Source organism: Erwinia sp. S43 (genome assembly GCF_016624745.1).
GTDB lineage: Bacteria > Pseudomonadota > Gammaproteobacteria > Enterobacterales > Enterobacteriaceae > Erwinia > Erwinia coffeiphila.
The window spans coordinates 1-14,194 of sequence record NZ_JACVTX010000048.1; the positions used below are offsets into that span (position 1 = coordinate 1).

General features: G+C 55.9%; 11 protein-coding genes and 1 pseudogene. 10 read left to right on the forward strand and 2 right to left on the reverse strand.

Annotated features, from left to right (window positions below):
• Together IBT47_RS26395 and IBT47_RS26400 are read left to right on the forward strand one after the other, a co-directional pair.
• Positions 1–1,792 (forward strand): VENN motif pre-toxin domain-containing protein (locus tag IBT47_RS26395; RefSeq protein ID WP_200564160.1); only part of this gene is annotated, 1,792 nt, incomplete at its 5' end.
• A 4-nt stretch (positions 1,793–1,796) separates the two neighbouring features.
• Entirely contained in the window at positions 1,797–2,159 is a 363-nt protein-coding gene (locus IBT47_RS26400; protein WP_200564162.1) for a hypothetical protein, read from the forward strand.
• A 102-nt stretch (positions 2,160–2,261) separates the two neighbouring features.
• Here IBT47_RS26400 and IBT47_RS26405 read toward each other — a convergent pair whose 3' ends face one another.
• Positions 2,262–2,414 carry a SymE family type I addiction module toxin gene (locus IBT47_RS26405; protein ID WP_370569960.1) on the reverse strand — a complete coding sequence of 51 codons (153 nt, stop codon included), beginning with the start codon at positions 2,412–2,414 and terminating at the stop codon, positions 2,262–2,264.
• 189 nt (positions 2,415–2,603) lie between these two features.
• Between IBT47_RS26405 and IBT47_RS27415 the strand changes: the two genes are divergently transcribed.
• The 7 genes and pseudogenes from IBT47_RS27415 (at position 2,604) to IBT47_RS26435 (ending at position 12,060) form a co-directional block, all read left to right on the forward strand.
• The gene (locus IBT47_RS27415) at positions 2,604–3,857 is read left to right on the forward strand and encodes a polymorphic toxin type 17 domain-containing protein (RefSeq protein WP_370569959.1); all 1,254 of its coding nucleotides are present in this window, start codon (positions 2,604–2,606) and stop codon (positions 3,855–3,857) included.
• Positions 3,858–3,873: 16 nt separating this feature from the next.
• A complete protein-coding gene (locus tag IBT47_RS26415) occupies positions 3,874–4,095 on the forward strand; it encodes an Imm31 family immunity protein (RefSeq protein ID WP_200564166.1) in 222 nt (73 codons plus the stop codon).
• 105 nt (positions 4,096–4,200) lie between these two features.
• Entirely contained in the window at positions 4,201–7,425 is a 3,225-nt protein-coding gene (locus IBT47_RS26420) for a hemagglutinin repeat-containing protein (protein ID WP_370569961.1), read from the forward strand.
• Complete coding sequence (locus IBT47_RS26425) at positions 7,425–7,904, forward strand: hypothetical protein (RefSeq protein WP_200564171.1); 480 nt, start codon at positions 7,425–7,427, stop codon at positions 7,902–7,904. The genes IBT47_RS26420 and IBT47_RS26425 overlap by 1 nt, the downstream gene beginning before the upstream one ends.
• 253 nt (positions 7,905–8,157) lie before the next feature.
• Positions 8,158–8,310, forward strand: a pseudogene (locus tag IBT47_RS27420) (hemagglutinin repeat-containing protein); the annotation flags it as partial.
• A gap of 54 nt (positions 8,311–8,364) precedes the next feature.
• The gene (locus IBT47_RS26430) at positions 8,365–11,679 is read left to right on the forward strand and encodes a hemagglutinin repeat-containing protein (RefSeq protein ID WP_370569962.1); all 3,315 of its coding nucleotides are present in this window, start codon (positions 8,365–8,367) and stop codon (positions 11,677–11,679) included.
• Entirely contained in the window at positions 11,680–12,060 is a 381-nt protein-coding gene (locus IBT47_RS26435) for an Imm63 family immunity protein (protein WP_200564174.1), read from the forward strand.
• Between the two features lie 100 nt (positions 12,061–12,160).
• Here IBT47_RS26435 and IBT47_RS26440 read toward each other — a convergent pair whose 3' ends face one another.
• Positions 12,161–12,367 carry a SymE family type I addiction module toxin gene (locus tag IBT47_RS26440; protein WP_370569963.1) on the reverse strand — a complete coding sequence of 69 codons (207 nt, stop codon included), beginning with the start codon at positions 12,365–12,367 and terminating at the stop codon, positions 12,161–12,163.
• A 333-nt stretch (positions 12,368–12,700) separates the two neighbouring features.
• Here IBT47_RS26440 and IBT47_RS26445 point away from each other — a divergent pair.
• Positions 12,701–14,194, forward strand: a 1,494-nt coding sequence (locus IBT47_RS26445; RefSeq protein ID WP_200564176.1) for a hemagglutinin repeat-containing protein, incomplete at its 3' end; no start/stop codon positions are given.

A 14,194-nucleotide genomic window follows, 5' to 3' on the forward strand; every position in this document is an offset into this window, starting at 1 on the left:
CACGCTGGTCGGTGCCAACGGCAGCGGGCACGACAGCTCCACCACGCACGCAGCGGTGGAAGACGGCACGATCATTATCCGCGACAAGGATAAACAGCAGCAGGATGTGGCAACGCTGGACCGGGATACGGAGCACGCGGCAAACGGCCTGAGCCCGATCTTTGATAAGGAGAAGGAGCAGAAGCGGCTGCAGGAAGCGCAGGTGATTGGGGAGATCGGCTCGCAGGTTGGGGATATTGCAAGGACGCAGGGGGAGATTGCGGCGCAGAAAGTGGCCGGTAGTAAAATGGATAGCGCCACAAACGCCGACCGTGAAAAGGCGAAGCAGGACTGGGAAAAAGCCAATCCGGGCAAAACTGCCACCGATAAAGATATCAGCGGGCAGCTTTATCAGAACTTCTATAACGAGGCGTTCACGGCGACGGGTCTGGGCACCGGTGGAAAAGTCCAGCAGGCAATCCAGGCGGCAACGGCGGCGATACAGGGACTGGCGGGCAGTGATCTGAAGGCCGCGATTGCAGGCGGTGCCGCACCGTATATCGCAACGGTGATTGCGAAAGCCATTCCGGGGGAAAGTGCGGATGCACTGGCTGCGCGGACGATGGCGCATGCGGCGGTGAATGCGGCGCTGGCAAAAGCGCAGGGAAATAATGCGCTGGCAGGAGCAGCGGGAGCCGCGACAGCGGAAATGATGGCTCCGGCGATTATCGCGAGCCTGGGCTGGGACGCGAACAACCTGAGCGAGACGCAGAAGCAGACGGTGAGTGCGCTGAGCACGCTGGCAGCAGGGCTTGCGGGCGGACTGGCAGGAGGCAGTACGGAGTCGGCGGTGTCGGGGGCGCAGGCGGGTAAGACGACGGTTGAGAATAACTCGTTGTCGGGAGATAAAGTCCGCGAAGCCGTGAAGCAAAGTGCTGATGTCTGGAAAAGCCTGGTCAGGGATAAACTGGGTGAAGGCTCGTTATCTGCAATGGTTAACAGCGTAATTAATGCAGCGGCTAGTACTGGTGACACAGCATTGGGTGCTGCTGATTATGGTGCAGATGTTGCTATGGCACTAACGACCTGTGCTGTGCGCGACAGCTACTGTGACAAAGCACTAGGTGATCTGTCAGGAAAGAATCAGGCGGTGGCTGATAGTGTGAAATCTCTGATGAAGAGTGAAACATGGTCAGCAGTGGCTAATACGATCTCGCTGGCTGCTATGGGTAATCAGGCTGCGTTGGAGGCCACAGGCGGAATACTGGCGGATGTTATACTAGGCAAAAAGATACCGAAACTTGAGCATGTGCCGGACACAGCGAATCAGTTGGCTAAGAATGCTGATGGTATTTACGAAGTAAAAATAAATGTCACACCACTGGAAGGTCATGACAGACTTAATACGCCAGACCTCGGGGGTAACGGTAAGCTAAAACCGGCAGAAGCTGCATCTGCCGCACAATTAGAGTCTGCTCTTGGCACTATGGAGCGCTATACACCTTCGCCCGGAGCAAAATCAGGAACTTCACCAGATTTTGTAATTACGTCAGGCCCTAATAAAGGTAAAACCGTCGATGCCATGTATACGACCGATAGATTGTCGCAAAAGGAAATAGATGGATTAAATAAGTTTTATGAGAAAAATATGAATATTGGTAGTGGGAGAGATGTTATCCAGGAACATTTGCAAAAAGCTGACTTTGTGCCTGTCGATTTTAGAGTGCTAACGTCTGCTAACCAAAAAATATTCATGGATTATATAAAAACACTACCTAAAGCACAGCAAGATAAAATTATTATTATGAGGTAATGGTATGGGTGCATGTTTATTTATAGGTTGGAATGATAATGGGCAGAGAGAAAGTAATTTTCAAAGAACTGGAGGCTTTGTTAACGGGAATTATTGGGATGCCTTTGGTAACCTTCTGGATGCCGTGCTCTTACCAGATCATCCAAAGTTACATGAAATAATTAAATCTGAAGAAGGTGAGTATCTAAAATTTTATTCATTTGTAGAGTTGGATAAGGTAGGTTTTAACCAAGCTGTTAAGTTAATCAGAGATTATATTGCAAAACAAAAAAATCCGACAGAATGGCAAAAGATGGCGAATGTTGTATGGGTAGATGTTGCAGAGCCTTACATTATTCAGGATGAGCGTTATGATGCTCGTTCATGACTAAAATAACAGTCAGTCATATAAATGTCTTTAATTGATAAAGCTCCCGGCCACTTGAGCCGGGATCTTTATTTTTCACTCAGCCAGCGGACGAATCACCAGTTATCCATGCTCGACGGTCACAGTAAACGGTGTATCTGTCGTAAATCCGGCTTCTTCCAGCCAATTGCCTTTAAGGTGCTGGCAGGGGCTGCGGCTGTACCATGTTACGATGATATCGGTACGGTATTCGTGATGGATGCTGGTATATCCGATCTTTGATAAGGAGAAAGAGCAGAAGCGGCTGCAGGAAGCGCAGATTATCGGGGAGATTGGTTCGCAGGCGATAGACATTGCGGCAACCCAGGCCAGATAGCCGGGCAGAAGGCGGCGAAAGACCCGGCCGCGCTGAATGCGGCGAGAGAACAATTCGCTGCCGGGGGCAAGCCTTATACCGAATCGGATGTGGCGCAGCAGGCGTATAACAATGCGATGGCCCCGTGGGGAACGGGGGGCGCGATCCAGCAGGGTATCCAGGCCGCAACCGCGGCGATACAGGGTCTTGCGGGGCATGATCTTGGGCAAGCGCTGTCCGGTGCGGCTGCGCCGTATCTGGCCGAGCAGATCCACAAACTGGCCCCGGATGAAGCGAGCCGGGCGATGGCGCACGCGGTAGTGGGTGCCATCGTGTCTTACGAGGCCGGAAACAGTGCGGCAGCGGGCGCAGCCGGAGCGGTCAGTGGCGAGCTGATGGCGCAACTGGTGATGAATCAGCTCTACCCGGGTAAACGGGTCAGTGATCTGACGGAAACGGAGAAACAGACGGTCAGTGTGCTGGGCACACTGGCGGCGGGCCTTGCGGGAGGTTTAACGGGCGGCAGTGCGGCGGATGGAATGGCCGGGGCGCAGGCGGGTAAGAACTCGACTGAGAATAACTTTCTGAGCCAGGGGCATCCACAGGAATACGCTGAAAAGTACAAGGCGTGTAACGGAAATGCGGGTTGTGAACAGAATATCCGTAAGGATATGGCGAAAGAATCAGCGGAGAACATTCAGAAGCTGAAATCGTGCTGGGATTCAGGTAACGCCGCCTGTGTTGCAGATACACGTGCGAAAATAGAACTGGATGATAAGACTTATACAGATCTGCGTCAGCAGGATAATATGGCTGGCAACGCTTATGAAATTTCGGCTCAATGGTATGCTGATATCATAGATCAGTGCGCCGGGAAGTGTGGCTGGCTTGAAGCGTCGTTGTTGAAAACTGGCGCTGATGGGCTAGGTAACCTGGTCTATGGCGCGTTGGGGGCGGGGAGTTTGCCGAAACCTGGGAAGGAAGTAGAACCGCAATCTTCCAACGCCAGTAAAATTCCAGGATATGTAGATGAACCGCCTTTTAATCCAGGGGGAACAGGAAGCGCGGCTAAACCGTGGTCTACCAAAGGGCGTATAAAATACGTAGAACTTCCAACGGAAGGGAAAATTCGGTTTGTACCTGACAGTAATTATTCTTCTACTAATCCACTACCAAGGGGACCAAATAATGGGTATCTCGATAAATTCGGTAACGAGTGGGTTAAAGGGCCATCTCGTACAGTAGGGCAGGCATTTGAATGGGATGTCCAGCTATCACCTAAGGGCAAAGCTCAGCTTGGCTGGGCAACAAGAGATGGTTCACATTTGAATGTATCTCTGGATGGAAGAATAACGCATAAGTGATTAAGGGGAATACTTAATGGAAAATAAAATAGGTTTTTATCAGGAAGTAAAAATATCTTCTGATTGCCAAAATAAAAAATATGCAGGGAAGAAAGGTGGCGTTATGGGAGTGAGTGAGGAGGATGGTGTTCTTTATGGTTACTCTGTAAAACTTTATGACGAAGAATATCTTTTATCTTTTGATAAGGATGAGGTTATTCCTACAGGAAAACAACTAACGCAAGATGATTTTTTTTAATGAAAAACCCGGTTATTTAAGCCGGGTTTCTTATCTGTTATTCGATCAGCTATCGTCTCCTATCTCCTAATCATCCCGATTAACACGATTAGCTGACACTGCTAAATCCAGAGCGAGACGCATCAGCAGAGCGCGCTGGGCAGCACCGTTTCCGGCGACATGCTGAAGGTGATGGCAGGGAACGATCTGACCGCGTCGGGCAGCAACCTGCTGGGCACAAACGATGTGACGCTGAGTGCGGGCAACAACCTGACGCTGACCACCGCCGCCGAGTCCGATCACTCCGCCTCGGTTGAGCAGAAGAAAAAATCCGGCTTCAGCGGCAGCGGCGGGATAGGCTTCTCGCTGGGGAATTCGTCGCAGAAACTGACTCACGATGAAAGCAGCAACGTGCAGAAAGGCAGCGTGGCGGGCAGCAGCGCAGGGAGCCTGACGCTGCAGGCGGGGAACGCGGCGACCGTGCACGGCAGCGACCTGGTGGCCGGTCAGGATCTGACGGTGCAGGGTAAAAACGTCAGCATCACGTCGGCGGAGAACAGCCACACCTCGCTGACGAAAAGCGAATCAGAAAGCCGTGGCCTGACGGTGGGGTTATCCGGTACGGTGGGCAGTGCGCTGAACACCGCGGTGCATCAGGTGAAGGCGGCGAAAAAAGAGGAGAGCGGTCGTCTGGCGGCGCTGAAGGGCACGCTGGCGGCGCTGACCGGCTATCAGGCGGCCCAGGCGGCGCAGCTGGCGGCGGAAGCCACGGGCAACAGCAGCGACGGCAACATCGCCGGACTGACGCTGAGCTACGGTAAGCAGAAATCGACCTCGGAGCAGCGGCAGGAAGAGCACAGCAGTTCAGGCAGTCAGCTGCAGGCGGGTCGGGATATGCATATCACGGCGACGGCGGGTGACCTGAATGTGGAAGGTGCGCAGCTGAAGGCCGGGCAGGATATGGCGCTGTCGGCCAGCCGGGACATCAGCCTGACCTCGGGTAAAAACAGCACGCAGAGCAGTGGGCACAGCAGCAGCCACGGCGGTAGCGTGGGCGCAGGGCTGTCGGTGGGCGGCGTTGCGGCGGGGCTGAGCCTCTCGGCAAGTGCCAGTCAGAGCCGGGGCCACGAAAACGGCAGCAGCCTGACGCACACGGAGACAACGGCGGACGCCGGGCGGAACCTGACGCTGAACAGCGGCCGGGATGCGCTGTTGCAGGGCGCGCAGGTCAGCGGGAAGTCGGTGAAAGCCGACATCGGGCGTGACCTGCTGATAGCCAGCGAGCAGGACCGCGACCACTACGACATGAAGCAGACCGGCAGCAGCGTCGGCGGCAGTGTCATCGGGGGGGCCGGTATCGGCGGTTCGGCCAGCCTGAGCGGCAGCCGGGATAAGATGAACAGCGACTTCGCCAGCGTGAAGGAGCAGTCGGGGCTGTTCGCCGGGAAAGGCGGGTTTGATATCACCGTGGGCAGCCACACGCAACTGGACGGCGGGGTGATAGCCAGCACGGCGGAGAAAGAGAAGAACCGGCTGGATACCGGAACGCTGGGCTGGAGCGATATCCACAATCAGGCGGATTATAAAACCGAACACCAGGGCGCCGGTATCAGCTCAGGCGGCAGCGTGGGCGGGCAGTTTGTCGGCAATATGGCGAACAACACGCTGGTCGGTGCCAACGGCAGCGGGCACGACAGCTCCACCACGCACGCAGCGGTGGAAGACGGCACGATCATTATCCGCGACAAGGATAAACAGCAGCAGGATGTGGCAACGCTGGACCGCGATACGGAGCACGCCGCAAACGGCCTGAGCCCGATCTTTGATAAGGAGAAGGAGCAGAAGCGGCTGCAGGAAGCGCAGGTGATTGGTGAGATTGGTTCGCAGGCGATAGACATTGCGGCAACCCAGGGCAAAATCCTGGCGATAAACGCCGGTAAAGCAGAGCTGGAAGCGAAAGGCATCAGGTCACCGGGAAGCGATGCGACGCCTGAGGAACGGGCAGCGTATGACCGGTTGCTGACCAGTTCGTCAGCCTACAAAACCGCGCAGGCGGAATGGGGCACAGGGAGCGCGATCCAGCAGGGTATCCAGGCCGCAACGGCGGCGATACAGGGTCTTGCTGGCGGTAATGTGGGACAACTGCTGTCCGGTGCGGCTGCGCCGTATCTGGCAGAGCAAATCCACAAACTGGCTCCGGATGAAACGAGCCGTGCCATGGCGCACGCGGTGGTGGGTGCCATCGTGTCGTACGAGGCAGGAAACAGTGCGGCAGCGGGCGCAGCCGGAGCGGTCAGCGGCGAACTGATGGCGCAACTGGTGATGAATCAGCTGTACCCCGGCAAACAGGTCAGTGCGCTGACGGAAACGGAGAAACAGACGGTCAGCGTGCTGGGCACACTGGCTGCGGGACTGGCGGGCGGTATAACGGGCGGCAGTGCGGCGGATGGAATGGCCGGGGCGCAGGCGGGTAAGAATTCGACGGACAATAATGCGCTAGGCGCTGCTGGTTCAGATCTTGGGTTCTGGCTGGGTAAAACTCCTGACTGCGATACGGCTTGTAAGGCAAATATCGCCGCAGGAGTAGCAAAAGGTAATTTGATAGTAGCGGCAGGCGAAGTAACAATCGTCGCCGCCACGGCGGAGGTAGCAGTACTTGCCAGAGCAGTACTCGCTGGTTGTAAATCAACGCCTATGATTTGTTTGAATGATGCAGGTATAGCCACAGCAGAAGCTTTGGTTCCGGGAGGCGTAGGAGCTGGTGGCGCGATAGGGATTGGTAAAACAGCGGCCGAAGCGGCTGCTGCGAAAGTTGAGGCTGTGGCGGCTAATGCGGTAAAAAATAATCCGTCATGGAAAACGGGTGAGTATCTTGATGGCTTTAAACCTTCATCGACACCGCTGGAATTGGTCAAAGAACAAGCCGGGAAAGGTTCACAAACTGCTTATATCAGAATGGATCATATACTCAATGGAGAAGTGAAAACGCTTAAGGATGGGACAAAAGTTGGTTCTGGGGGGCATTACATTCGCGACCCAAATATTAAAATTGATAAAGTCACCGGTACGGCAGATGCTAATGGTGTATCAACGGGCTATATCTCTGTAAGAGATCCGTCAACAGGGCAGTGGGTGCCAAAGAAAACTATGACTACCTTCTTCCCTGAAGAATGGTCAAAACGTCAAACCGCTCAGGAAATTGAAAGTGCGTTCAAAAACTCTGAAAAAATACCTAATACAGAAATGTGGAGCGGGAAATCATTAAGTGGTCTTGAAATACAAGGTTATTACGGAAAACCAGATGGAACGGGTGCGACAGCATGGCCTGTGTATGGCGGTAGGAAAAAATAATGTTAAATGATCAAATAAAGTTCTGGTGGAATGAAAAAAGTAACTCGTTCGTTCCTGTTGGAGGAGAAGTACGTAATTCCAATAATGGTGCTCTATTAGGCTATGGAGTTCGTGAAGTCTCTAGTTGGTTATCCAATGATATTCAATATGGAATTAATTCTGTTGATATATGGGTAAAAAATCTAACTAATCTTGCATCAGGCATAGCAACCGATGGCAATTTCGGAATAGGAAATGCTCACTGGGTGATGGTTACTCAGGATAAGGTATTTATTGGATGTGAATATGTTGAAGAACAACAGGTTCTTTTAACAATTGAGCAAACATTATATGTACTAGAACAGTATCGTTCGTTTTTGGAGGGGAATTATACAAAAGATTATCCACCAGAACCGATAGATGTTGAGTACGTGGCTGAAGGTAAAGACGCGATCAGACAGTATGAAGCTTTAGAAGGTGCTTACTGTTTGCCTTATTAGACTTAAATAAATCCCGGTCATAAAGCCGGGATTTATTGTCTATAATACAATCAGTTATCAGCCTGGCTCTGTGGCTTGCTGATCCTCTCAATGATCTTTCCAACCTGGTGCTTCTTATAGGCCAACAATTAAAATATTTTCCTCAGTATGTGGATGTATTCAAATTCTGGGCAGGGGTACTGCTGCTCCTTGAGGTAGACATGTAACTACTCGCCACGCCACCGACTACACCCGCAACAGCGAGAACTACGACCGTACGCTGGAAAGCCGTGATATCGGTTCCGTTGTCAGCGCCGGGGGCAGCCTGCTGATGCAGGCAGGGCGCGATATGAACTTGCGCGCGGCGGATGTGACGGCGACCGGTGACGCCACGCTGCTGGCGGGCAATAACCTGAATCTGACAAGCGGGGAAGCCGGCTGGGATCAGTCAACCAGCGCGAAGTGGAAAAAAAGCGGTCTGATGTCGAAGACCACCACGAAGATCCAGAGCGAGACGCATCAGCAGAGCGCACTGGGCAGCACCGTCTCCGGCGACACGCTGAAGGTGATGGCGGGTAACGACCTGACCGCGTCGGGCAGTAACCTGCTGGGCACAAACGATGTGACGCTGAGTGCGGGCAACAACCTGACGCTGACCACCGCCGCTGAGTCCGATCACTCTGCCTCGGTTGAGCAGAAGAAAAAATCCGGCTTCAGCGGCAGCGGCGGGATAGGCTTCTCGCTGGGGAATTCGTCGCAGAAACTGACCCGCGACGACAGCAGCAACGTGCAGAAAGGCAGCGTGGCGGGCAGCAGCGCGGGGAGCCTGACGCTGCAGGCGGGGAACGCGGCGACCGTGCACGGCAGTGACCTGGTGGCCGGTCAGGATCTGACGGTGCAGGGTAAAAACGTCAGCATCACGTCGGCCGAGAACAGCCATACCTCACTGACGAAAAGCGAATCAGAAAGCCGTGGCCTGACGGTGGGGTTATCCGGTACGGTGGGCAGCGCGCTGAACACCGCCGTGCATCAGGTGAAGGCCGCGAAAAAAGAAGAGAGCGGTCGTCTGGCGGCGCTGAAGGGCACGCAGGCGGCGCTGACCGGCTATCAGGCCGCCCAGGCGGCACAGCTGGCGGCGGGAGCCACGGGCAACAGCAGCGACGGCAACATCGCCGGACTGACGCTGAGCTACGGTAAACAGAAATCGACCTCGGAGCAGCGGCAGGAAGAGCACGATGCTTCCGGCAGTCAGCTGCAGGCGGGTCGGGATATGCATATCGCGGCGACGGCGGGCGACCTGAATGTGGAGGGCGCGCAGCTGAAGGCCGGGCAGGATATGGCGCTGTCGGCCAGCCGGGACATCAGCCTGACCTCGGGCAAAAACAGCACGCAGAGCAGTGGGCACAGCAGCAGCCACGGCGGTAGCGTGGGCGCCGGGCTGTCGGTGGGCGGCGGTGCGGCGGGGCTGAGCCTTTCGGCGAGCGCAAATCAGAGCCGGGGCCACGAGAACGGCAGCAGCCTGACCCATACGGAGACAACGGCGGACGCCGGGCGGAACCTGACGCTGAACAGCGGCCGTGACGCGCTGCTGCAGGGCGCGCAGGTCAGCGGGGAGTCGGTGAAAGCCGACATCGGGCGTGACCTGCTGATCGCCAGCGAGCAGGACCGCGACCACTACGACATGAAGCAGACCGGCAGCAGCGTCGGCGGCAGTGTCATCGGGGGCGCGGGTATCGGCGGCTCGGCCAGCCTGAGCGGCAGTCGGGATAAGATGAACAGCGACTTCGCCAGCGTGAAGGAGCAGACCGGCCTGTTCGCCGGGAAAGGCGGGTTTGATATCACAGTGGGCAGCCACACGCAGCTGGACGGCGGGGTGATAGCCAGCACGGCGGAGAAAGAGAAGAACCGGCTGGATACCGGCACGTTGGGCTGGAGCGATATCCATAATCAGGCGGATTATAAAACCGAACACCAGGGCGCGGGTATCAGCTCAGGCGGCAGCGTGGGCGGGCAGTTTGTCGGCAATATGGCGAACAACACGCTGGTCGGCGCCAACGGCAGCGGGCATGACAGCAGCACCACGCATGCGGCAGTGGAAGACGGCACGATAATCATCCGCGACAAGGATAAACAGCAGCAGGATGTGGCAACGCTGGACCGCGATACGGAGCACGCCGCAAACGGCCTGAGCCCGATCTTTGATAAGGAGAAAGAGCAGAAACGGCTGCAGGAAGCGCAGGTGATTGGGGAGATTGGTTCGCAGGCGATAGACATTGCGGCAACCCAGGGCCAGATAGCCGGGCAGAAGGCGGCGAAAGACCCGGCCGCGCTGAATGCGGCGAGAGAACAACTCGCTGCCGGGGGCAGGCCTTATACCGAATCTGATGTGGCGCAGCAGGCGTATAACAATGCGATGGCCCCGTGGGGAACGGGGGGCGCGATCCAGCAGGGTATCCAGGCCGCAACCGCGGCGATACAGGGTCTTGCGGGGCATGATCTTGGGCAAGCGCTGTCCGGTGCGGCTGCGCCGTATCTGGCCGAGCAGATCCACAAACTGGCCCCGGATGAAGCGAGCCGGGCGATGGCGCATGCGGTAGTGGGTGCCATCGTGTCTTACGAGGCCGGAAACAGTGCGGCAGCGGGCGCAGCCGGAGCGGTCAGTGGCGAGCTGATGGCGCAACTGGTGATGAATCAGCTCTACCCGGGTAAACGGGTCAGTGATCTGACGGAAACGGAGAAACAGACGGTCAGTGTGCTGGGCACACTGGCGGCGGGACTGGCCGGAGGTATAACGGGCGGCAGTGCGGCGGATGGAATGGCCGGGGCGCAGGCGGGTAAGAACTCGGTTGAGAATAATGCGCTGTCCTCTCAGGATGAAAAACAGCGGCAGGATGCGAAGTGGTCACTGCCGTATATCAAGGATGAAAAGCAGAAACAGCAGGCTGAGAAGTTAATCAGTGACCTGAACGCGAAGGATAAAGCGTTTGATGCGAAGCTGAATGCAGCCTGTGAGGGTCTATCATCCGCAGCCTGCCAGGGGATGCGCCAGGAACTGGCTGCGATGGCGAAGAGTTACGACGAGCAGCTCGACGGCCAGTATGTTGGTAATATGGGCACCGTCTATAAGGAAGGTAAAGGTCAGGTTGACGCGCTGATACGGCAGTATGCTACAGCAGACGCGAAAGCGGAGCGCGAGGCGAATGTAAACCGGATTGCTGAAAACTGGGGCGTGAGTAAGGAAGCAGCGGACGGCCTCTATACCGCGATGGCTGGCGTTCATACCACGGCGGCTATTGGTGGTGCGATTTATGGGATGAAGGGGCTGACGGAGAAACCGGCTGGGACTGGTGCAGTTAAACAGCCTTCTGAATCCGGAAGATCTCCGACTCCGGTACCTGGAAAGCTTGCTGTTGATGAAGAGGCTGGATACTGGTCACAATATGATAAGTATCGTCGGGATCCATACAATTGGAACTGGCCGGAAAAATTAGGCTTTGCGGGAGAACCGGTTAAGACGACGATCCCTGTAGGAACCCGTTTAGACAGATATGGTGAACCGAGCGGGTCATTCTTAGCACCGAAAGGAACACCTTACGGGGAAAGAGCACTGGCTCCAGGTGCAAAAGCTGAGAAATATTACGAATATGAGGTTGTGAAGCCATTGCCTGTGATACAGGGAAAAATAGCTCCTGCTTTCGGTGAGCCTGGTGGAGGTGTTCAAATACTGCCTAATATGGAACAACGGGTTAATATCGAATGGCTCATTGATAAAGGCTATCTGAAGGAGATTAAATAAATGGAAGATATAAGTGTAATACAGAATGAGGCTTTTCGGTTAGGTCTTAAGGTTAATGCTCCTCGTAACGATTTGATTATATTAACTAAACCATCAGATTACGGAAAGCCATATCTTCATATATCCCAGGATCGCTATGACTATATTTATTCGGAGAGAGGCTATGAATTTTCAAGAAAATCTACCAAAGATTTAGACGAGTTGCTCTATTGGATTATTTATCCCGTAGTTCATCAAATGGCTGTGGAGTATGAATTAATACATCGAGTCGATGAGTCCGAAGATTGCAGGAAAATAATCTTCCCAAAATTGATCGAATATCTAGGAAAAATGAACCCACTTTGGGCTGAAAAGGCTAGAAAAGAGTTACCTTTGGTATAATTATAAAGTATCCCGGCCACCGAGCCGGGATTTAATTATCTGTCGTTCAGTCAGTTACCGCTCCTGGCCTGTGGTCGGCTGATCACCTCGATCAGCTCCGTCACCTGCCGCTGCTTGCGGGCCGACAGCTTACAGACCTTCCTGATCGTCTGCATAATCTGTGGCTCGGGAGGTAATGCAGGTTCGCGAGCCGTACCTGCACATCAACCGGTGTGCCGGTCTCAAATCCCGCCTCAGCCAGCCAGTTCCCCTTCAGGGTGACAGCCGGTGCCGGTTCAAATGTCCGTGAATCCCGGACGTAGCCCACAGTATAAGCCCGTGTTGTTGTGGGTATATCTGTTCCTGACTTATGATGCTGCTCAGCTGTAATCAACCCCTGTTTAGTTGCACGTGGTTAGCTAAGGCCTGGTGTTCCAGCATCTCAGCCCTGCTTTAATAAATTTATCCCTTCTAAGTGCGCAACAATCTGCGTGACCTGACTCTTCACAACCATTGACGTCCTGAACTATCTTCGCTGCTTTCAGGGCAGCTGAAAGGCGGCGACCAGCTCACCCTGCAGGCCGGGAATGATATTCTCAGCCTGACCGGCAGCGAACAGCGGGGCAGCGAGAGCTGGCTGGGCCGCCAGGCGGGGATCGGGGTGACGAACGACGGCGGCCTGCTGTCGCTGAACGCCGGTCATGATATTCAGCTGACGGCCAGCGTGGTGAGCAGTCAGGGCCGCGACAGCACCACCCGGCTGATCGCAGGCAACGATATCACCCTGGACACGGCGAAGACCTCTCACGCCACCGACTACACCCGCAACAGTGAGAATTACGACCGCACGCTGGAAAGCCGTGATATCGGTTCCGTTGTCAGCGCCGGGGGCAGCCTGCTGATGCAGGCGGGGCGCGATATGAACCTGCGCGCGGCGGATGTGACGACGAGCGGCGACGCCACGCTGCTGGCGGGCAATAACCTGAATCTGACAAGCGGGGAAGCCGGCTGGGATCAGTCAACCAGCGCGAAGTGGAAAAAACACGGTCTGATGTCGAAGACCACCACGAAAATCCAGAGCGAGACGCATCAGCAGAGCGCGCTGGGCAGCACCGTTTCCGGCGACACGCTGAAGGTGATGGCGGGGAACGATCTGACCGCATCGGGCAGCAACCTGCTGGGCACAAATGATGTGACGCTGAGTGCGGGCAACAACCTGACGCTGACCACCGCAGCCGAGTCCGATCACTCTGCCTCGGTTGAGCAGAAGAAAAAATCCGGCTTCAGCGGCAGCGGCGGGATAGGTTTCTCGCTGGGGCACTCGTCGCAGAAACTGACTCACGATGAAAGCAGCAACGTGCAGAAGGGCAGCGTGGCGGGCAGCAGCGCGGGGAGCCTGACTTTGCAGGCGGGGAACGCGGCGACCGTTCACGGCAGTGACCTGGTGGCCGGTCAGGATCTGACGGTGCAGGGTAAAAACGTCAGCATCACGTCGGCGGAGAACAGCCACACCTCGCTGACGAAAAGCGAATCAGAAAGCCGTGGCCTGACGATGGGGTTATCCGGTACGGTGGGCAGCGCGCTGAACACCGCGGTGCATCAGGTGAAGGCGGCGAAAAAAGAGGATAGCTGTCGTCTGGCGGCGCTGAAGGGCACGCAGGCGGCGCTGACCGGCTATCAGGCCGCCCAGGCGGCGCAGCTGGCGGCGGAAGCCACGGGCAGCAGCAGCGACGGCAACATCGCCGGACTGACGCTGAGCTACGGTAAGCAGAAATCGACCTCGGAGCAGCGGCAGGAAGAGCACAGCAGTTCAGGCAGTCAGCTGCAGGCGGGTCGGGATATGCATATCGCGGCGACGGCGGGCGACCTGAATGTGGAGGGGGCGCAGCTGAAGGCCGGGCAGGATATGGCGCTGTCGGCCAGCCGGGACATCAGCCTGACCTCGGGCAAAAACAGCACGCAGAGCCGTGGGCACAGCAGCAGCCACGGCGGTAGCGTGGGCGCAGGGCTGTCGGTGGGCGGCGGTGCGGCGGGGCTGAGCCTCTCGGCGAGCGCCAGTCAGAGCCGGGGCCACGAGAACGGCAGCAGCCTGACGCACACGGAGACAACGGCGGACGCCGGGCGGAACCTGACGCTGAACAGTGGCCGGGATGCG

What these genes read in the sequence shown, in the direction of transcription:
- IBT47_RS26400 (WP_200564162.1), top strand. Translation starts at nt 1,797, where the DNA reads ATGGGTGCATGTTTATTTATAGGTTGGAATGATAATGGGCAGAGAGAA.
- IBT47_RS26415 (WP_200564166.1), top strand. Translation starts at nt 3,874, where the DNA reads ATGGAAAATAAAATAGGTTTTTATCAGGAAGTAAAAATATCTTCTGAT.
- IBT47_RS26425 (WP_200564171.1), top strand. Translation starts at nt 7,425, where the DNA reads ATGTTAAATGATCAAATAAAGTTCTGGTGGAATGAAAAAAGTAACTCG.
- IBT47_RS26430 (WP_370569962.1), top strand. Translation starts at nt 8,365, where the DNA reads ATGTCGAAGACCACCACGAAGATCCAGAGCGAGACGCATCAGCAGAGC.
- IBT47_RS26435 (WP_200564174.1), top strand. Translation starts at nt 11,680, where the DNA reads ATGGAAGATATAAGTGTAATACAGAATGAGGCTTTTCGGTTAGGTCTT.